Consider the following 19,889-nt stretch of genomic DNA (forward strand, 5'->3'; position numbering starts at 1 on the left):
CGATGCAGAGCGAAGCGATGAGGAGGAGTGGCGCCTGATGACTGCCGTAAGCCTGTTGTCCCGAATCATCCTGCCGCGTCCCGGCGAGCCGCTCGACGTGCGCAAGCTGTACCTGGAGGAGTCGACGACCAACGCCCGGCGTGCGCATGCCACCAGCCGCACCTCGCTGGAGATCGGCAAAGAGTCCGAGGTGTCGTTCGCCACCTACTTCAACGCGTTCCCCGCGAGCTACTGGCGGCGCTGGTCGATCTGCAGTTCGGTCGTGTTGCGCGTCGAGCTGACCGGGACCGGACGCGTCGACGTCTACCGGACCAAGGCCACCGGGGTGCGAATCTCGGTGGAGGGCCGCCAATTCGTCGGCACCGACGAGCAGCCGGCCGTCGTGGAGATCGAGGTGGCCCTGCGGCCGTTCGAGGACGGCGGCTGGATCTGGTTCGACATCACCACCGACACCGAGGTCAACCTGATCAGCGGCGGCTGGTATGCGACCGAGCCGGCCCCGGGCACGGCCAACATCGCCGTCGGCATCCCCACCTTCAACCGCCCCGCCGACTGCGTCAACGCGCTGGCCGACCTCACCGCAGACCCGTTGGTGGACAAGGTGATCGGCGCGGTGATCGTTCCGGACCAGGGCACCCGCAAGGTGCGCGACCACCCGGACTTCCCGGCGGCGGCCGCCGGCCTGGGCGATCGGCTGTCCATCCACGACCAGCCCAACCTCGGCGGCTCCGGCGGCTACAGCCGGGTGATGTACGAGGCGCTGAAAAACACCGACTGCCAACAGATCCTGTTCATGGACGACGACATCCGCATCGAGCCGGACACGATCCTGCGGGTGCTGGCCCTGCACCGCTTCGCCAAGACACCGATGCTCATCGGCGGCCAGATGCTGAACCTGCAGGAGCCGTCCCACCTGCACATCATGGGCGAGGTCGTCGACCAGTCGAACTTCATGTGGACCGCCGCGCCGCACGCCGAATACGACCACGACTTCGCGCAATTTCCGTTGAACGACAAGAACCCTCGCAGCGCACTGCTGCACCGGCGCATCGACGTCGACTTCAACGGCTGGTGGACGTGCATGATCCCCCGGCAGGTCGCCGAGGAACTGGGCCAGCCGCTGCCGCTGTTCATCAAATGGGACGACGCCGAATACGGCCTGCGCGCCGGCGAGCACGGCTATCCGACCGTCACCCTGCCCGGCGCCGCGATCTGGCACATGGCCTGGAGCGACAAGGACGACGCCATCGACTGGCAGGCCTACTTCCACCTGCGCAACCGGCTGGTGGTCGCGGCGCTGCACTGGGACGGTGACATCACCGGGCTGGTCCGCAGCCACCTCAAGGCGACACTGAAACACCTTGCCTGCCTTGAATATTCGACGGTGGCGATCCAGAACAGGGCCATCGACGACTTCCTCGCCGGGCCCGAGCACATCTTCTCGATCCTGGAATCCGCGCTGCCGGAGGTGCATCGCCTGCGCAAGGAGTACCCGGACGCGGTGGTGCTGCCGGCGGCCAGCGAGCTACCGCAGCCGCGCTACCAGAGCAAGGTGATGAACCCGCCGGTCAACCCGGTGTCGATCGGTTACCGGCTGGCCCGCGGGATCCTGCACAACGCGACCAGGGCCGACACCGAGGCGCACCGGACCCCGGAGTACAACGTGCCGACCCAGGACGCGCGCTGGTTCCGCTTGTGCACCGTCGACGGCGTGACGGTCACGACGGCCGACGGATGCGGCGTGGTCTACCGACAGCGGGACCGGCGAAAGATGTTCTCGCTGTTGTTCAAATCGTTGCGCCGGCAGCGTCAGCTGCTCAGCCGGTTCGACGAGATGCGCAGGGTCTATCGCGACGCACTGCCGGTGTTGTCCAGCAAGCAGAAGTGGGAGACGGCGTTGCTGCCAGCTGCGGAACATGCCTGAGGCCTCTGCTGCGCAGGCCCCGCGCGGTGAGGTGGCCGCGCTGGTCGCCGTCCAGGCGGCGCTGGGCGATCGGCCCGGGGCGTTATCGGTGGCGCGCGCGCTGTCCCACTTCGGCGAGCACAGCGTCGGGTGGGTGGCCGTGGCCCTGCTCGGCGCGGTCCTGTCGCCGAAGCGGCGCGGTGACTGGCTGATCGCCGGGGCCGGAGCCTTCGTCGCCCACGCCGCCGCCGTGGTCGTCAAGCGGATCGTGCGACGCAAGCGGCCGCACGATCCCGCCGTCGTGGTGAACGTCGGCACGCCCAGCCAGTTGAGTTTTCCGTCCGCGCATGCCACTTCCACCACCGCCGCCGCCATCCTGATGGGCCGTACCACCGGCCTGCCGCTACCGGCGGTCCTGGTGCCGCCGATGGCGTTGTCGCGAATGTTGCTGGGCGTGCACTACCCCAGCGACGTGGCCTGCGGCATCGCCCTGGGTGCCGTCATCGCGGCGATCGCACGCCGCGCAGGACAGGTGCAAGAGGTTGTGAGAGGTAACGCATGACCAAGGAAACTGGCGAAACCGAGGAAGTGGTGGCCGGGCCGCCCAGCAACCTGGTCGCCGGGGTGATCAAGGCGCTCCGCCCGCGCCAGTGGGTGAAGAACGTCTTGGTGCTGGCCGCGCCGGTGGCCGGGCTGGGCAGCGGGATTCGATACGACTACGGGCAGATGCTCACTCAGGTCGGGTTGGCGTTCGTGGTGTTCAGCCTGGCGGCGTCGTCGATCTATCTGGTCAACGACGTGCGCGACGTCGAGGCCGACCGCGAACACCCCACCAAGAGGTTCCGCCCGATCGCGGCGGGGGTGGTGCCCGAGTGGCTGGCCTACGCAATGGCGGTGCTGCTGGGTGCGGCCTCGCTGGGCATCGCATGGATGGTGACGCCGAACCTGGCCTTGGTGATGGCCGTCTACCTCGGCATGCAGCTGGCGTACTGCTTCGGGCTCAAACATCAAGCGGTGCTTGACATCTGCGTCGTGTCGTCGGCGTACCTGCTGCGCGCCATCGCCGGCGGCGTGGCCACCGAAATCCCGCTGTCACAATGGTTTTTGCTCTCGGCGGCGTTCGCGTCGCTGTTCATGGTGGCCGGCAAGCGTTACGCCGAACTGCAATTGGCCGAACGCACCGGCGCCAAGATCCGCAAGTCGTTGGAGAGCTACACCAGCACGTACCTGAGGTTCGTCTGGACCATGTCCGCCACCGCGGTGGTGGTCTGTTACGGCTTGTGGGCGTTCGAGCGCGACCACCATTCGGGGTCCTGGTTCGCGGTCTCCATGGTCCCGTTCACCATCGCGATCCTGCGCTACGCGGTCGACGTGGACGGCGGTCTGGCCGGGGAGCCCGAAGACATCGCGTTGCGGGACCGGGTGTTGCAGCTGCTGGCGGTGGCGTGGATCGCGACCATTGGAGCCGCCGTTGCCTTCGGTTAGCCCCGAGCTGCAGGCGCTCAAGGCGCGCATGATGCGTAGCCGGCCGGTGATCAGGCGGCCCGGCTGGCCGGTGTTCCCGTACACGACCATGGTGCGGACCAGCCTGTGGATCGGCGTCGCGGTCGTCGCCGTCCTGTTCGGTTGGGGCGCCTGGCAGCGGCGGTGGATCGCCGACGACGGGCTCATCGTGTTGCGCACCGTGCGCAACCTGCTCGCCGGCAACGGGCCGGTCTTCAACCAGGGCGAGCGGGTCGAGGCCAACACCTCCACCGCCTGGACGTACCTGATGTACGCCGGCAGCTGGGTCGGCGGCCCGCTGCGCATGGAGTACGTGGCTTTGGCTCTGGCGCTGGTGCTTTCGGTGCTCGGTGTGGCGCTGCTGATGCTGGGCGCCGCGCGGCTGTACGCGCCCAGCCTGCGCGGGCGCAAAGCGATCATGTTGCCCGCCGGGGCACTGGTGTACATCGCCCTGCCGCCGGCGCGCGACTTCGCCACCTCGGGCCTGGAAAGCGGTTTGGCGCTGGCCTACCTCGGGCTGCTGTGGTGGATGATGGTCTGCTGGGCGCAGCCCGTGCGCAACCGCCCGGACAAGAACGTGTTCGTCGGCGCGCTGGCGTTCGTCGCCGGGTTCAGCGTCCTGGTCCGGCCCGAGCTGGCGCTCATGGGTGGGCTGGCGCTGATCATGATGCTGATCGCCGCCCGGACCTGGCGGCGCCGCGCGCTGATCGTGGCGGCCGGTGGTCTCCTGCCGGTCGGCTACGAGATCTTCCGGATGGGCTACTACGGCCTGCTGGTGCCGGGCACCGCCCTGGCCAAGGACGCGGCCGGGGACAAGTGGTCCCAGGGCATGATCTACCTCTCGAACTTCGACGCCCCGTACGCGGTGTGGATACCCGTGGTGCTGCTCGTGCCGCTGGGCGTGCTGCTGTTCGCCGCCCGGCGCCGGCCCTCGTTCCTGCGGCCCGCGCTGGCGCCCGACTACGGGCGGGTGGCCCGGGCCGTGCACAGCCCGCCGGCGGTGGTCGCGTGGGTCCTGATCAGCGGCCTGTTGCAGGCCCTGTACTGGATCCGCCAAGGCGGCGACTTCATGCACGCGCGGGTGCTGCTGGCGCCCGTGTTCTGCCTGCTGGCCCCGGTGGCCGTCGTCCCGGTCGCCATCCCCGACGGCCAGGACTATTCGCGCGAGACCGGTAACTGGGTGGCCGGCGCGGCCGCCGCGTTGTGGCTGGGGGTGGCCGGCTGGTCGCTGTGGGCCGCGAATTCACCCGGCATGGGCGACGACGCCACCCACGTCACGTACTCGGGCATCGTCGACGAACGGCGCTTCTACGCCCAGGCCACCGGTCACGCACATCCGCTGACCGCCGCGGACTACCTGGGCTATCCGCGGATGGCCGCCATCCTGACGGCCCTGAACGACACCCCCGACGGCGCGCTGCTGCTGCCGTCGGGCAACTACATCCAATGGGACCTGGTGCCGCAGGCCCAGCCCGCGCCGGGCGACAAACCGCAAAAGCCGCAGCACGCGGTGTTTTTCACCAACCTCGGCATGGTCGGCATGAACGTCGGGCTCGACGTCCGGGTCATCGACCAGATCGGGCTGGCGAATCCACTGGCGCAACACACCGAGCGGCTCAAGCACGGCCGCATCGGGCATGACAAGAACCTCTTCCCGGACTGGGTGATCGCCGACGGCCCCTGGGTGAAGGTGTATCCGGGAATTCCGGGCTACCTGGACGCGCAGTGGGTCGCCGACGCGGTCGCGGCGCTGAAATGCCCCGACACCCAGGCGGTGCTCGGCTCGGTGCGCGCGCCGATGAACCCGCATCGGTTCCTGTCCAACGTGCTGCACTCCTTCCAGTTCACCAGGTACCGCATCGACCGGGTCCCGCTCTACGAGCTGGCGCGGTGCGGGCTTCCGATACCCGAACAGGCGCCCCCGCCGCCTCGCGAGTAAGCGCTGCGCAGAAGAAATTTCGGCAGATTTCACCCCGATTACGGCCGGCCCGTCACGAAAAAATGGCAGCAACATCACATTTGGCCCCTCACCAGCTGGCAATGGCGGTCAAGCACATGCGCAATGCTCGCCTTTTCTACACGTGTTTGACATGAAAACCGCTGGGTAGGTGGGCCGCTCGCCGGTTCGGGGGCCCGCCTCGATGCGAACGAATGGGGCAAGGTGTGGTTGACTACACGGGCACTCCTGCGCTTCGCGCGGTGACGATGCGGGCCGACCGGTTCGACGAGGAGCCGTGCAAGTGGGTACGCGCAGGCAGTTCGACCCAATCAGGAAAGCGCCCAAACGGACGAATGCGCCGGGAGGCCGCAAGAAGGATGAGGAAGCAAGGATGACGCTTGTCGACAGATTGCGCGGCGCCGTGGCGAGTATGCCGCGCCGGCTCGTGGTGGGGGCCGCCAGCGCGGCGCTGCTGACGGGCCTGATTGGCGCCGTCGGGGGCTCGGCGACCGCCGGTGCCTTCTCGCGCCCGGGTCTGCCGGTGGAGTACCTGCAGGTTCCGTCCGCCGGGATGGGCCGCGACATCAAGGTTCAGTTCCAAAGCGGCGGCGCGAACTCGCCGGCTCTGTACCTGCTCGACGGCATGCGTGCGCAGGACGACTTCAACGGCTGGGACATCAACACCCCGGCGTTCGAGTGGTACAACCAGTCGGGCATCTCGGTCGCCATGCCGGTGGGTGGCCAGTCCAGCTTCTACTCCGACTGGTACAAGCCCGCCTGCGGTAAGGCCGGCTGCACCACCTACAAGTGGGAGACCTTCCTGACCAGCGAGCTCCCCGCGTATCTGCAGAGCCAGAAGCAGGTCAAGCCGACCGGCAGCGCCGTCGTCGGCCTGTCGATGGCCGGATCGTCGGCGCTGATCCTGGCCGCCTACCACCCCGAGCAGTTCGTCTACGCCGGATCGCTGTCGGCGCTGCTGGACCCGTCCCAGGGCATGGGCCCGTCGCTGATCGGTCTGGCCATGGGTGACGCCGGTGGCTACAAGGCCGCCGACATGTGGGGCCCGAAGGAAGACCCGGCCTGGGCACGCAACGACCCGTCGCTTCAGGTGGGCAAGCTCGTCGCCAACAACACCCGCATCTGGGTGTACTGCGGTAACGGCAAGCCGTCCGACCTCGGTGGCGACAACCTGCCCGCGAAGTTCCTCGAGGGCTTCGTGCGGACTTCCAACCTGAAGTTCCAAGACGCCTACAACGCCGCCGGCGGCCACAACGCGTTCTGGAACTTCGACGCCAACGGCACCCACGACTGGCCCTACTGGGGCGCGCAGCTGCAGGCGATGAAGCCTGACATGCAGTCGGTTCTGGGCGCCACCCCGGGTGCGGGCCCGGCCACTGCCTCGGCCGCCGGTAACGGAACCGGCCAGGGCACCTAAAACACGCCAAGCACCACGACTCGCGGCGGGAACCCTTCGGGGTTTCCGCCGTTAGTCGTTCGCGGCACGTGTGACGTGTTTCACTACCCGGCGAGCGCGGGTACCGGCCCGCTGGCTAATGTGCTTTCAGCGACTAGACGATGGAGGGTGGACATGACGGTCGTGCGGGGTGTGCCAGCGCTTCTTCGGGCGTTCTGCTTGGCCGCGCTAGCGGTCGGGCTGGCCTTTGTCTCACCGGCGGTCGGGGCCGTCGGCAAAGCCAGGGCCGCGGGCTACGAAAGCCTGATGGTTCCGTCGGCGGCCATGGGCCGGGACATCCCGGTGGCCTTCCTCGCCGGCGGCCCGCACGCGGTGTACCTGTTGGACGCCTTCAACGCGGCGCCCGACGTGAGCAACTGGGTCACCGCCGGCAACGCGATGAACACGCTGAGCGGCAAGGGCATCTCGGTGGTGGCCCCGGCCGGCGGCGCGTGGAGCATGTACACCAACTGGGAGCAGGACGGCAGCAAGCAGTGGGACACGTTCCTGTCCAGCGAGCTGCCCGATTGGCTGGCCGCCAACAAGGGCCTCGCGCCCGGTGGCCACGCCGCCGTCGGCGCCTCCCAGGGCGGCTACGGCGCGATGGCGCTGGCCGCCTTCCACCCCGACCGCTTCGGCTTCGCCGGCTCGCTGTCGGGCTTCCTGTACCCGTCGGACACCACGACGAGCGGCTCGATTTTGGCCGGGCTGCAGCAGTTCGGCGGCGTGGACGGCAACGGCATGTGGGGTGCGCCGCAGCTGGGCCGGTGGAAGTGGCACGACCCGTACGTGCACTCGGCGCTGCTCGCGCAGAACAACACCCGGGTCTGGGTCTACAGCCCGACGAACATGGGCGGCGACGACGCCGCCATGATCGGCCAGGCCGGCCAGGCCATGGGCAACAGCCGCATGTTCTACCAGCAGTACCGGAGCAACGGCGGGCACAACGGCCACTTCGACTTCCCGGGCGGCGGCGACAACGGCTGGGGCTCGTGGTCGGGGCAACTGGGGGCCATGTCGGGCGACATCGTCGGCGCCATCCGCTAGCAGCGCGCGGCGGGTCGCGGCCCGGATTGGCCTAGCCGGAGAGCCGGTACCGTGTAGGAGTGCAGCAGGGGTCGCGAGGGCCGCTTGCCCGGATCCGAGCTGCGAATCCACCGACTCTGCTGGCAGGAGAACATGGCTAACAGCGCCCGGCGTAAGCGTCGCCGCACCCTCGCCTGGGTTGCCGCCCTTTCGGTCGCCGGTGTCGTCCTGTTGGTCATCGTCGCCGTCGTCACCGTGCTGCGCGGGCGCGAGTCGCAGCCCAGCGCGGTGCCGCCCGGGGTCTTGCCCCCGTCGTCGACGACATCGCACCCGCACAAGCCGCGACCCGCGTCCCAGGACGCCTCGTGTCCCGACGTGCTGCTGGTCAACGTTCCCGGCACGTGGGAGTCCGCCCCGCAGGATGACCCCGCCAACCCGCTGCAGTTCCCGAACGCGTTGCTGCACAAGGTGACCGCGAGCCTCACCCAGGACTTCCCCGCGTCGCGGGTGCAGGCGTACACCACCCCGTACACCGCTCAGTTCCACAATCCGCTGAGCGGCGACACGCAGATGTCCTACAACGCCAGCCGCGCCGAAGGCACCCGCGCCACCGTGGCGGCGATGACCGACATGAACACCAGGTGCCCGCTGACCAGCTATGTGCTGATGGGCTTTTCGCAGGGCGCGGTGATCATGGGCGACATCGCCAGCGATATCGGCAACGGCCGCGGGCCCGTCGACGAAGACCTGGTGCTGGGTGTGACGTTGATCGCCGACGGGCGTCGTCAGCTCGGGGTGGGTAACGACATCGGGCCCAACCCGCCGGGCCAGGGCGCCGAGGTCACGCTGCACGAGGTGCCGATCTTGTCCGGGCTGGGTCTCACCATGACCGGCGCCCGCCCGGGTGGCTTCGGTGACCTCAACGGCAGGACCAACGAGATCTGCGCCCCGGGCGACCTCATCTGCGCCGCACCGGAAGAGGCCTTCAGCATCGCCAACCTGCCGAGCACGCTGAACACGTTGGCCGGCGGCGCCGCCCAACCGGTCCACGCGTTGTACGCGACGACCCAGTGCTGGAGCGTCGACGGGGCCCCGGCGACCGACTGGACGTTGAACTGGGCTCACGGGCTGATTGCAAATGCGCCACAACCGAAACACGGATGACCGGGGCGGTGGGACACAGGCTTTAGGTAGCGGTTGCCGGTGGCTATCAGCGGTACCTTGTGATTTGGTCTGCCGTGGGCAGGCCCGTAACATTAAGAGGAATTTAAGAGCTACCAGACTTTGTCGCGGACCCGGGTCGGGGTCGATGCCGGCTGGGACTGGCACGTGACCGCCGTTCTGGCCCGCGCGTAGACATGTAACGGTCGGCGGTAGCCGGCCAGAGCTAGGACCGAAACGTCGGCGGAGCCGACCGAGATAACAACGTCGGCGGAGCCGACCTAGATACAGGTGTGACAGGAGAGCGGCATGGCGTACCACAACCCGTTCATCGTGAATGGAAAGATCAAGTTCCCCGACAACACGAACTTGGTCAAGCACGTTGAGAAGTGGGCGCGGGTGCGTGGCGACAAGCTCGCCTACCGATTTGTCGACTTCTCCACCGAACGCGACGGCGAGTACCGCGACATCGTGTGGCGTGACTTCAGCGCCCGCAACCGGGCCGTGGGCGCCCGCCTGCAGCAGGTCACCCAGCCGGGCGACCGCATCGCCGTGCTGTGCCCGCAGAACCTGGATTACCTCATCGCGTTCTTCGGCGCGCTGTACGCCGGCCGGATCGCGGTGCCGCTGTTCGACCCCGCCGAGCCGGGTCACGTCGGCCGGCTGCACGCCGTCCTCGACGACTGCTCCCCCTCGACGATCCTGACCACCACCGACGCCGCCGAAGGCGTCCGCAAGTTCATCCGCGCCCGTTCGGCCAAGGAGCGGCCCCGCGTCATCGCCGTCGACGCGGTCCCCAACGAGGTCGCGTCCACGTGGGAGCCGCCCGAGGCCGACGAGAACACCATCGCCTACCTGCAGTACACGTCCGGCTCCACCCGGACCCCGACGGGCGTGCAGATCACCCACCTCAACCTGCCCACCAACGTGCTGCAGGTGCTCAACGGCCTGGAGGGCAAGGAGGGCGACCGCGGGCTGAGTTGGTTGCCGTTCTTCCACGACATGGGGCTGATCACGGCGCTGCTGTCGCCGGTGCTCGGCCACAACTTCACCTTCATGACGCCGGCCGCCTTCGTGCGCCGGCCGGGCCGGTGGATCCGCGAGATGGCGCGCAAGCCCGAGGACGCTCCCGACAGCGAGGTCTTCACCGTCGCCCCGAACTTCGCCTTCGAGCACGCGGCGGTGCGCGGGGTGCCCAAGGAGGGTGAGCCGCCGCTGGACCTGAGCAACGTCAAGGCGATCCTCAACGGCAGCGAACCGGTGTCCCCGGCGTCGATGCGCAAGTTCTACGAGGCGTTCTCCCCCTACGGTCTGCGGGAGACCGCGATCAAGCCGTCCTACGGCCTGGCCGAGGCGACGCTGTTCGTCTCCACCACGCCGATGGACCAGGCGCCCACGGTCATCCACGTCGACCGTGACGAGCTGAACAAGCAGCGCTTCGTCGAGGTGCCCGCCGATTCGCCGAAGGCCGTTCCGCAGGTCTCGGCCGGCACCATCGGTGTTGACGAGTGGGCCGTCATCGTCGACCCCGAGACGGCGAGCGAGCTGCCGGACGGTCAGATCGGCGAGATCTGGCTGCACGGCAACAACCTGGGCACCGGCTACTGGGGCCGCGAGCAGGAGACCAACGACATCTTCCGCAACATCCTCAAGTCGCGGATCAGCCAGTCGCACGCCGAGGGCGCCCCCGACGACGGCATGTGGGTCAAGACCGGCGACTACGGCACCTATTACAAGGGCCACCTCTATATCGCGGGTCGCATCAAGGACCTGGTCATCATCGACGGCCGCAACCACTACCCGCAGGACCTCGAGTACTCGGCGCAGGAAGCCAGCAAGGCGCTGCGCACCGGCTACGTCGCCGCCTTCTCGGTGCCGGCGAACCAGCTGCCGAAGGAAGTGTTCGACAACCCGCACACCGGCCTCAAGTACGACCCGGATGACAGCTCCGAGCAGCTGGTGATCGTCGCCGAGCGGGCCGCGGGCTCGCACAAGCTGGACTACCAGCCCATCGCCGACGACATCCGGGCGGCGATCGCCGTGCGCCACGGCGTCACGGTCCGCGACCTGCTGCTGGTGCAGTCGGGCACGATCCCGCGGACCTCCAGCGGCAAGATCGGGCACCGCGCGTGCCGCGCCGCCTACCTCGACGGCAGTCTGCGAAGCGGCGTCGGATCCCCGACCGCGTTCGCCAATTCCACCGACTGAGCTACAGGACCATGGCTGACACCGAGCACCCCGAAAGCACCGATCACCCGCCCGCCGCCAAGGGGACCGACATGACCGTCCCCGAGATGCGCCAGTGGCTGCGCAACTGGGTGGGCAAGGCGGTCGGCCGGTCACCGGACGAGATCGACGAGTCGGTGCCGATGGTCGAGCTGGGCCTGTCGTCGCGCGACGCGGTGGCGATGGCCGCCGACATCGAGGACATGACCGGAGTCACGCTGTCGGTCGCGGTGGCCTTCCAGCATCCGACGATCGAGTCGCTGGCCACCCGCATCGTCGAGGGCGAGCCCGAAATAGACACCGCCGCCGACGACGCTATGGACTGGACCCGCACCGGCCCGGCCGAGCGCGTCGACATCGCGATCGTGGGGCTGTCCACCCGGCTACCCGGCGACATGAACAGCCCCGACGAAACCTGGCAAGCGCTCATGGAGGGCCGCGACGCCATCACCGACCTGCCCGAGGGCCGCTGGTCGGAGTTTCTCGAAGAACCGCGCATCGCGGCGCGCGTCGACGCCGCCCGCACCCGCGGCGGCTACCTGAAGGACATTAAGGGCTTCGACTCGGAGTTCTTCGCGGTCGCCAAGACCGAGGCCGACAACATCGACCCGCAGCAGCGGATGGCGCTGGAGCTGACCTGGGAGGCGCTCGAGCACGCCCGCATCCCGGCGTCGAGCTTGCGCGGCGAGGCCGTCGGCGTGTACGTCGGCTTCTCGAACAACGACTACCAATTCCTCGCGGTCTCCGACCCGACCGTTGCCCACCCGTACGCGATCACCGGCACCGCCAGCTCGATCATCGCCAACCGGGTGTCCTACTTCTACGACTTCCGCGGCCCGTCGGTCGCGCTGGACACCGCCTGCTCGAGCTCGCTGGTGGCGACGCACCAGGCGGTGCAGGCGCTGCGCAACGGCGAATGCGACGTCGCGGTCGCCGGCGGCGTCAACGCGCTGCTGACGCCGTTGGTCACACTCGGTTTCGACGAGATCGGTCAGGTGCTTTCCCCCGACGGCCGGATCAAGTCGTTCTCGTCGGACGCCGACGGCTACACCCGCTCCGAGGGTGGCGGCATGTTCGTGCTCAAGCGGGTCGACGACGCCCGCCGCGACGGCGACCAGATCCTGGCCGTGATCGCCGGCAGCGCGGTCAACCACGACGGCCGCTCCAACGGGCTGATCGCCCCCAACCAGGACGCCCAGGCCGAGGTGTTGCGCCGGGCCTACAAGGACGCCGGGATCGACCCGCGGACCGTGGACTACATCGAGGCGCACGGCACCGGCACCGTCCTGGGTGACCCGATCGAGGCGGAGGCGCTGGGCCGCATCGTCGGCCGCGGCCGCCCCGCCGACCGCCCGGCGCTGCTGGGTGCGGTGAAAACCAATGTGGGACACCTGGAGTCGGCCGCCGGCGCGGCGAGCCTGGCCAAGGTGGTGCTGGCGCTGCAGCACGACAAGCTGCCGCCGTCCATCAACTTCGCCAGCCCCAGCCCCTACATCGACTTCGACGGCATGCGCCTGAAAGTCGTTGACAGCGCGACTGATTGGCCGCGCTACGGCGGTTACGCGCTGGCCGGGGTGTCCAGCTTCGGCTTCGGTGGGGCCAACGCGCACCTGGTGGTGCGCGAGGTCTTGCCGCGCGACGTGGTGGAGCGCGAGCCCGAGCCCGCCCCCCAGGCAGAGGCCGCCGCAGCCGCCGAGGCGGCCGAGGCCCCCACCCTCGAGGCCCACTCGCTGCGATTCGACGACTTCGGCAACATCATCCCCGACGCCGAGGCGCCCGATGAAGAGGAAGACTACGAGCTGCCGGGCGTGACCGAAGAGGCGCTGCGCCTCAAGGCGATCGCGCTGGAAGAGCTTGCCGCGCAAGAGGAGGCGGAGCCGACCAGGCCGCTGATTCCGCTCGCGGTGTCGGGCTTTTTGACCTCGCGCAAGAAGGCCGCGGCCGCCGAGCTCGCGGACTGGATGGAAAGCCCGGAGGGGCAGGCGTCGTCGCTGGAATCGATCGGCCGGGCGCTGTCGCGGCGCAACCACGGCCGCTCGCGCGCGGTGGTGCTGGCCCACGATCACGAGGAGGCCGTCAAGGGCCTGCGGGCGGTCGCCGAGGGCAAGCAGCGACCGAACGTGTTCAGCGTCGACGGTCCGGTGACCAGCGGCCCGGTCTGGGCGATGGCCGGTTTCGGTGCGCAGCACCGCAAGATGGGCAAAAACCTGTACCTGCGCAACGAGGTCTTCGCCGAGTGGATCGAGAAGGTCGACGCGCTGATTCAGGACGAGCGCGGCTACTCGGTGCTCGAGCTGATCCTCGACGACTCGCACGAGTACGGCATCGAAACCTCCAACGTCGTCATCTTTGCCATCCAGATCGCGCTGGGCGAGCTGCTCAAGCATCACGGCGCGAAACCCGCTGCGGTGGTGGGTCAGTCGCTGGGTGAGCCCGCGTCGGCGTACTTCGCCGGCGGGCTGTCGCTGCGCGACGCCGCCCGCGTGATCGCCTCGCGCTCGCACCTGATGGGTGAGGGCGAGGCCATGCTGTTCGGCGAGTACATCCGGTTCATGGCGCTCGTCGAGTACTCCGCCGACGAGCTCAAGACGGTGTTCGCCGACTTCCCCGGCCTGGAGGTGTGCGTCTACGCCGCGCCCAGCCAGACCGTGATCGGCGGTCCGCCCGAGCAGATCGACGCCATCGTCGCCCGCGCCGAGTCCGAGGGCCGCTTCGCCCGAAAGCTGCAGACCAAGGGCGCCGGCCACACCTCGCAGATGGATCCGCTGCTCGGTGAGTTCTCCGCGGAACTGCAGGGCATCAAGCCGATGAGCCCCACCGTCGGGATCTTCTCGACGGTGCACGAGGGCAGCTACATCAAGCCCGGCGGCGAGCCGATCCACGACGTCGCGTACTGGGTCAAGGGAATGCGGCATTCGGTCTACTTCACCCACGGCGTGCGCAACGCCGTCGACAGCGGCCACACCACGTTCCTGGAGCTGGCGCCCAACCCGGTGGCGCTGATGCAGATCGGTTTGACCACCGCGGCCGCGGGTTTGCATGACGCCCAACTGATTCCGACGCTGGCCAAAAAGCAGGACGACGTCGAGTCGATGATCTCGGCCATGGCCCAGCTCTACGTGCACGGCCACGACCTGGACATCCGGACGCTGTTCACCCGTGCTCAAGGCCCCGAGGACTACGCGAACATCCCGCCGACGAGGTTCAAGCGCAAAGAGCACTGGCTGGACGTGCACTTCTCCGGCGACGGCTCGGTGATCATGCCCGGCACCCACGTCGCACTGCCGGACGGCCGGCACGTCTGGGAGTACGCGCCGCGCAACGGCGAGACCGACCTGGCCGCGTTGGTGAGATCGGCCGCGACACAGGTGCTTTCGGATGCCCAATTGGTGGTGTCCGAGCAGCGCGCGGTGCCCGGCGCCGGCGCCCGGCTGGTGACGACCATGACCCGGCACCCGGGCGGCGCCTCGGTCCAGGTGCACGCCCGCATCGACGAGTCCTTCACCCTGGTCTACGACGCGCTGGTGTCGCGGGCCGGCCAGAGCGTGGCCGCGCTGCCGACCGCGGTGGGCGCCGGTGCGGCGATTGCGGCCCCGGTGACCGACGGGCCGGTGGCGGAAGCCCCCGCCGAGGAGACCGACGCCGAGACGCTGTCGGACAGCCTGACCAACCGGTACCTGCCGTCGAGCGTCGGCAGGTGGTCGCCGGACTCCGGTGAGACCATCGGCGAGCGGCTGGGCCTGATCGTCTCGGCGGCCATGGGCTACGAGCCCGAGGACCTGCCGTGGGAGGTGCCGCTGATCGAGCTCGGCCTGGACTCGCTGATGGCGGTGCGGATCAAGAACCGCGTCGAATACGACTTCGACCTGCCGCCCATCCAGTTGACCGCGGTGCGCGACGCCAACCTGTACAACATCGAGACGCTGATCCAGTACGCGGTCGAGCACCGCGACGAGGTCGAGCAGCTGCACGAGCACCAGAAGACGCTGACCGCCGACGAGATCGCGCAGGAACAGGCGCGGTTGCTCAGCGGCGCGACCGTCGACTCGGTGACCGCGCCGGCGCCCGACCCGCAGGCCGAGCCGCAGACCCAGCCGGCACCGCCGTCGTCGGACGCGCCGATTCCGCCGCCGCCGACGGATCCGTCGGGACCATCGGGCAACGGCGCCACGGCGAACCTGGCGGGAGCGCTCAGCCAGGAAGCGGTGTCCAAGGCGCTCAATTCCGATGTGCCCCCGCGTGACGCCGCCGAGCGGGTCACCTTCGCCACCTGGGCGATCGTCACCGGCAAGTCGCCGGGCGGCATCTTCAACCCGCTGCCCAAGCTCGACGAGGACACCGCGGCCAAGATGGCGCAGCGCCTCTCGGAGCGTGCCGACGGCACGATCACCGCCGAGGACGTGCTGACGTCGGAGACCATTGAGGAGCTGGCCGAAAAGGTCCGCCAGTACCTGGAGGCCGGTCAGATCGACGGCTTCGTCCGCACCATCCGGGCCCCGGAGAACGACTCGCAGATACCGGTGTTCGTGTTCCACCCGGCCGGCGGGTCGACCGTGGTCTACGAGCCGCTGCTCAACCGGCTGCCGGCGGGCACCCCGATGTACGGGCTCGAGCGCGTGGAGGGCACCATCCAGGAGCGGGCCGCCCAGTACGTGCCCAAGCTGCTGGAGATGAACGACGGCAAGCCGTTCATCCTGGCCGGCTGGTCGCTCGGTGGCGCCCTGGCGTACGCGTGCGCCATCGGGCTGAAGCGGGCCGGCGCCGACGTGCGGTTCGTCGGGATGATCGACACGGTGCGCCCCGGCGAGGAGATCCCCCAGACCAAGGAGGAGACCCGCAAGCGCTGGGACCGCTACGCCAGATTCGCGGAGCGCACCTTCAACGTCGAGATCCCCGCGATCCCCTACGAGCAGCTCGAAGAGCTCGACGACGAGGGGCAGGTCAAATTCGTCCTCGACATCGTCCAGCAGAGCGGCGTGCAGATCCCGGGCGGCATCGTCGAGCACCAGCGGACGTCGTACCTGGACAACCGGGCGCTCGAGACCGTCGTGATCGAGCCCTACGACGGCCACGTGACCCTCTACATGGCCGACCGCTACCACGACGACGTCATCGAGTTCGAGCCGCGCTATGCGATCCGCCAGCCCGACGGCGGCTGGGGCGAGTACGTGGCGGACCTGGAGGTGGTCCCCATCGGTGGTGAGCACATCCAGGCCATCGACGAGCCGATCATCGGCAAGGTGGGCGCACACCTGACCGAGGTGCTGAATAAGGTGGACGCGGAAAGCACCCAGACAAGTGAGGTAGGCAAGTAGTGACGGAGATGGCGCCGGCCCCCATCCAGCACACCACCGCCGAGAAGCTGGCCGAGCTCCATCGCCGCCTGGAACTGGCCCAGGAGCCCGGCGGTGAGAAGGCCGTCGCCAAGCGCGACAAGAAGGGCATCCCCAGCGCCCGCGCCCGCGTGCACGCGTTGGTCGACCCGGGCACCTTCCTGGAGACCGGGGCGCTGGCCAAGACGCCGAACGACCCGAACGCGCTCTACGGTGACGGGTGCGTCACCGGGCACGCCATGATCGACGGCCGCCCGGTCGGGGTGTTCTCCCACGACCAGACGGTCTTCCAGGGCACCGTCGGCGAGATGTTCGGCCGCAAGGTCGCCCGGTTGATGGAGTGGTGCGCGATGATCGGGTGCCCCATCATCGGCATCCAGGACTCCGGTGGCGCCCGGATCCAGGACGCGGTCACCTCGCTGGCGTGGTACGCCGAGCTGGGCCGCCGGCACGAGGCTTTGAGCGGCCTGGTGCCCCAGATCTCCTTGATCTTCGGCAAATGCGCTGGGGGAGCGGTGTATTCACCGATCCAGGACGACCTGCTGGTCTCGGTGCGCGACCAGGGCTACTTCTTCGTCACCGGCCCCGACGTGATCCGCGAGGTCACCGGCGAGGAGGTCACCCTCGACGAGCTCGGTGGCTCCGACGCGCAGGCCCGCTACGGCAACATCCACCAGGTGGTGAACTCCGAGGCCGAGGCGTTCCAGTACGTGCGCGACTTCCTGTCGTTCCTGCCGTCGAGCACCTTCGGCAAGCCGCCGGTGGTCAACCCCGGCCTGGAGCCGGAGATCACCCCGACCGACCTCGAGCTCGACTCGATCGTGCCCGACTCGGACAACATGGCCTACGACATGCACGAGATCCTGCTGCGGATCTTCGACGACGGCGACTTCCTCGACGTCGCCGCGCAGCACGGGCCGGCCATCATCACCGGCTACGCCCGGGTCGACGGCCACCCCGTGGGCGTGATCGCCAATCAGCCCATGTACATGTCCGGGTCGATCGACAACGAGGCCTCCGACAAGGCGGCGCGGTTCATCCGGTTCTGCGACGCGTTCAACATCCCGCTGGTTTTCGTGGTGGATACCCCCGGGTTCCTGCCGGGCGCCGAGGAGGAGAAGCGGGGAATCATCAAGCGCGGCGGGCGATTCCTCTACTCCGTGGTCGAGGCCGACGTGCCCAAGGTAACGATCACCGTGCGCAAGTCCTACGGCGGCGCGTACGCGGTGATGGGCTCGCGGCAGCTGACCGCCGACTTCAACTTCGCCTGGCCCACGGCGCGGATCGCGGTGATCGGCGCCGAGGGGGCCGCGCAGCTGCTGATGAAGCGGTTCCCCGACCCGACCACCCCCGAGGCGCAGCAGATCAAGAAGGACTTCATCGAGGGCTACAACCTCAACATGGCGATCCCGTGGACCGCCGCCGAACGCGGCTTCATCGACGCGGTCATCGACCCGCACCAGACCAGGCTGTTGCTGCGCAAGTCGATGAAGCTGTTGCGGGACAAGCAGTTGTGGTTCCGCACGGCCCGCAAGCACGGGCTCATCCCGATCTAGTCCGCACCGCCGTCGGTGAAGGCGCCCTCGAGCAACTCGTCGAAGCGCTCCAGCGCCTCGTCGGAGTCGGCATCGATACCGCGCAGCGCCCCGCGATCGGCCAGATAGCGCTGCGCGTAGAGCCGCGCCACCAGCGCCTTGCGCCCGCCGCCGCGGGTGGCGCGCTCCCAGGCGGCCTGCTCGATGAGCAACGCGCCGCCGTAGACGTCGCCCATGAATTGCGCCAGTCCGAACAGCCGCGCCTCGGCCAGCTCCCGGTCAAGTTTGGACCACGCGGTGATCGCCGCGTCGAGATCCTCGATCCGGCCGGCGACCAGCCTGGTGGCTTCGTCGTCGTCGGCGACCGACACGGCGTCGCGCAGCCGGGCCAGCAGCGTCTCGTGCGCGCGGGTCTGCTCGATTCCGCGGCGCACGTCCAGGCACAGGATGTTGTCCGGGCCCTCCCAGATGGTGTTGACCTGCGCGTCACGCAAAAGCCTTGCCACCGGCCAGGTCTCGATGTAGCCGTTGCCGCCGTGGATCTCGATCGCGTCCGACGCCGCGGTGATCCCGAGCCGGCACACCTTCAGCTTGGTGACCGGCACCGCGATGCGCTGCCGCAGGCTGCGCGGCTGGCGATGGTTGGTGGCGCCGGTGCCGTCGAACACCAGCGCCTGGGCGGCCTCGACATCGACGATCATCTCGGCGAGCTTGCGCCGCATCAACGGCTTGTCGATCAGCGCCGCGCCGAAGGCGCGCCGCTGCCGCGCGTAGCACAGCGACTCCACCAGGGCGCGCCGCGCATTGCCGAGCCCGAACAACGCGATGCCCAGCCGCGCGGCGTTGGTCAGCTCCATCATGCGGCCCAGCCCCTTGCCGTCGGAGGGGCCGGACTCGGCGGTGGGTTCGCTGGACAGCAGGAACGCCTCGGCGTCGACGAACTCGACCTCGCCCGAGGCCACCGAACGGGTGCCGAGCTTGTCCTTCAGGCGCCGGACCCGCACCCCGTTGCGGGAGCCGTCGCGGCGGGTGCGCAGCACCAGGAAATTGGCGACGCCCCGCGAAGAGTCCGGTGCGCCTTCGGGTTTGGCCAGGACGACGAACGCCTCCCCGGCGCAGTTGGACGCAAACCACTTGAACCCGTTCAGCAGCCACGAGTCGCCGTGACGGGTGGCGGTCGTCTCGAGGGCTCCCAGGTCGGAGCCGCCGGTGCGCTCGGTGAGCAGCTGCGCCGTCTCGCCGGCCCACTCGCCGGAGGCGAATTTGGCCAGCACGTGTTCGGCCACGTCGGCCGGCGCGTAGGCCGCCACCAGCGACTGGACCATGCCGCCGCCGGTGCCCAGCGCGCAGCCCATGCCGATATCGGCTTGATTGAGCAGATAATTCGACGCGAACAGCGTCAGCGACGAGCTCATCTTCGCCTCGCGCGCCTCGGTCCGCAGCGCCCGCTGGGCGTCCAGGACGGCCCGCTTGGACTGGGTGAACGACGTCGGCATGACCACCTCGCTGACGTCGTGGCCCCACCGGTCGTAGCGCTGAAGCCGCGGCGGGTTGCGGTCGGTCTCCTCGGCCCACCGCGCCACCGGGCCGCCCATCAGCTCGCCGATGCGCGTCAGGTGGCGCTCGGCCAGCTTCAGCTCGTCGGGCTGCAGGTAGTAGGCCATGGTGAACTGCAGCGTGGGATCGGTGCTGTACCAATTGAGACCGACGGCCCCGCCGTAGTTCTCCGTCGCGTAGCGCTGCGATTTTTCCTCGGTGGAGAACGGCAGCCTGTCCACCGCCTCCACGGCGTAGTCGCTCATGGGACAGA

11 protein-coding genes are annotated in these 19,889 nt (G+C 68.9%); 10 read left to right on the forward strand and 1 reads right to left on the reverse strand.

Going from position 1 to position 19,889, the window contains the following annotated elements:
* The first annotated feature begins 37 nt into the window (after positions 1-37).
* From K883_RS10050 to K883_RS10095, 10 genes are all read left to right on the forward strand, one after another.
* On the forward strand, positions 38-1,924 hold the full coding sequence (locus tag K883_RS10050; RefSeq protein WP_020821345.1) for a glycosyltransferase: 1,887 nt from the start codon (positions 38-40) through the stop codon (positions 1,922-1,924).
* Positions 1,917-2,465 (forward strand): phosphatase PAP2 family protein, encoded by a 549-nt coding sequence (locus tag K883_RS10055; RefSeq protein ID WP_179945056.1) that lies wholly within the window; start codon positions 1,917-1,919, stop codon positions 2,463-2,465. Before K883_RS10050 ends, K883_RS10055 begins: the two co-directional genes overlap by 8 nt.
* Complete coding sequence (locus K883_RS10060) at positions 2,462-3,388, forward strand: decaprenyl-phosphate phosphoribosyltransferase (protein WP_020821347.1); 927 nt, start codon at positions 2,462-2,464, stop codon at positions 3,386-3,388. Before K883_RS10055 ends, K883_RS10060 begins: the two co-directional genes overlap by 4 nt.
* Positions 3,375-5,345: a terminal beta-(1->2)-arabinofuranosyltransferase gene (gene aftB, locus K883_RS10065; protein WP_269769385.1), complete on the forward strand. Its 1,971-nt coding sequence runs from the start codon at positions 3,375-3,377 to the stop codon at positions 5,343-5,345. Before K883_RS10060 ends, aftB begins: the two co-directional genes overlap by 14 nt.
* 391 nt (positions 5,346-5,736) lie before the next feature.
* A complete protein-coding gene (ag85A, locus tag K883_RS10070) occupies positions 5,737-6,780 on the forward strand; it encodes a diacylglycerol acyltransferase/mycolyltransferase Ag85A (protein WP_020188359.1) in 1,044 nt (347 codons plus the stop codon).
* Positions 6,781-6,942: 162 nt separating this feature from the next.
* A complete protein-coding gene (locus tag K883_RS10075) occupies positions 6,943-7,845 on the forward strand; it encodes an esterase family protein (RefSeq protein WP_036455384.1) in 903 nt (300 codons plus the stop codon).
* 132 nt (positions 7,846-7,977) lie between these two features.
* Positions 7,978-8,988 (forward strand): carboxylesterase Culp6, encoded by a 1,011-nt coding sequence (locus K883_RS10080; protein ID WP_008263025.1) that lies wholly within the window; start codon positions 7,978-7,980, stop codon positions 8,986-8,988.
* 306 nt (positions 8,989-9,294) lie between these two features.
* Entirely contained in the window at positions 9,295-11,193 is a 1,899-nt protein-coding gene (fadD32, locus tag K883_RS10085) for a long-chain-fatty-acid--AMP ligase FadD32 (protein WP_008263031.1), read from the forward strand.
* 11 nt (positions 11,194-11,204) lie between these two features.
* Positions 11,205-16,526 (forward strand): polyketide synthase Pks13, encoded by a 5,322-nt coding sequence (gene pks13 / locus K883_RS10090; RefSeq protein WP_008263033.1) that lies wholly within the window; start codon positions 11,205-11,207, stop codon positions 16,524-16,526.
* An 8-nt stretch (positions 16,527-16,534) separates the two neighbouring features.
* Positions 16,535-18,100, forward strand: coding sequence for an acyl-CoA carboxylase subunit beta (locus K883_RS10095; RefSeq protein WP_014378854.1), 1,566 nt, complete (start codon positions 16,535-16,537; stop codon positions 18,098-18,100).
* Here the strand turns inward: K883_RS10095 and K883_RS10100 are convergent.
* Entirely contained in the window at positions 18,097-19,881 is a 1,785-nt protein-coding gene (locus K883_RS10100; protein WP_036454343.1) for an acyl-CoA dehydrogenase family protein, read from the reverse strand. The genes K883_RS10095 and K883_RS10100 overlap by 4 nt on opposite strands.
* Positions 19,882-19,889 lie beyond the last annotated feature (8 nt).

This window comes from Mycobacterium sp. TKK-01-0059 (genome assembly GCF_000709305.1).
Taxonomy (GTDB): domain Bacteria; phylum Actinomycetota; class Actinomycetes; order Mycobacteriales; family Mycobacteriaceae; genus Mycobacterium; species Mycobacterium intracellulare.

Coding starts and splice junctions, on each gene's coding strand:
- K883_RS10055 (WP_179945056.1), top strand. CDS start 1,917: ATGCCTGAGGCCTCTGCTGCGCAGGCCCCGCGCGGTGAGGTGGCCGCG.
- K883_RS10100 (WP_036454343.1), bottom strand. CDS start 19,881: ATGAGCGACTACGCCGTGGAGGCGGTGGACAGGCTGCCGTTCTCCACC.
- pks13 (WP_008263033.1), top strand. CDS start 11,205: ATGGCTGACACCGAGCACCCCGAAAGCACCGATCACCCGCCCGCCGCC.
- K883_RS10060 (WP_020821347.1), top strand. CDS start 2,462: ATGACCAAGGAAACTGGCGAAACCGAGGAAGTGGTGGCCGGGCCGCCC.
- ag85A (WP_020188359.1), top strand. CDS start 5,737: ATGACGCTTGTCGACAGATTGCGCGGCGCCGTGGCGAGTATGCCGCGC.
- K883_RS10080 (WP_008263025.1), top strand. CDS start 7,978: ATGGCTAACAGCGCCCGGCGTAAGCGTCGCCGCACCCTCGCCTGGGTT.
- fadD32 (WP_008263031.1), top strand. CDS start 9,295: ATGGCGTACCACAACCCGTTCATCGTGAATGGAAAGATCAAGTTCCCC.
- K883_RS10050 (WP_020821345.1), top strand. CDS start 38: ATGACTGCCGTAAGCCTGTTGTCCCGAATCATCCTGCCGCGTCCCGGC.
- K883_RS10095 (WP_014378854.1), top strand. CDS start 16,535: ATGGCGCCGGCCCCCATCCAGCACACCACCGCCGAGAAGCTGGCCGAG.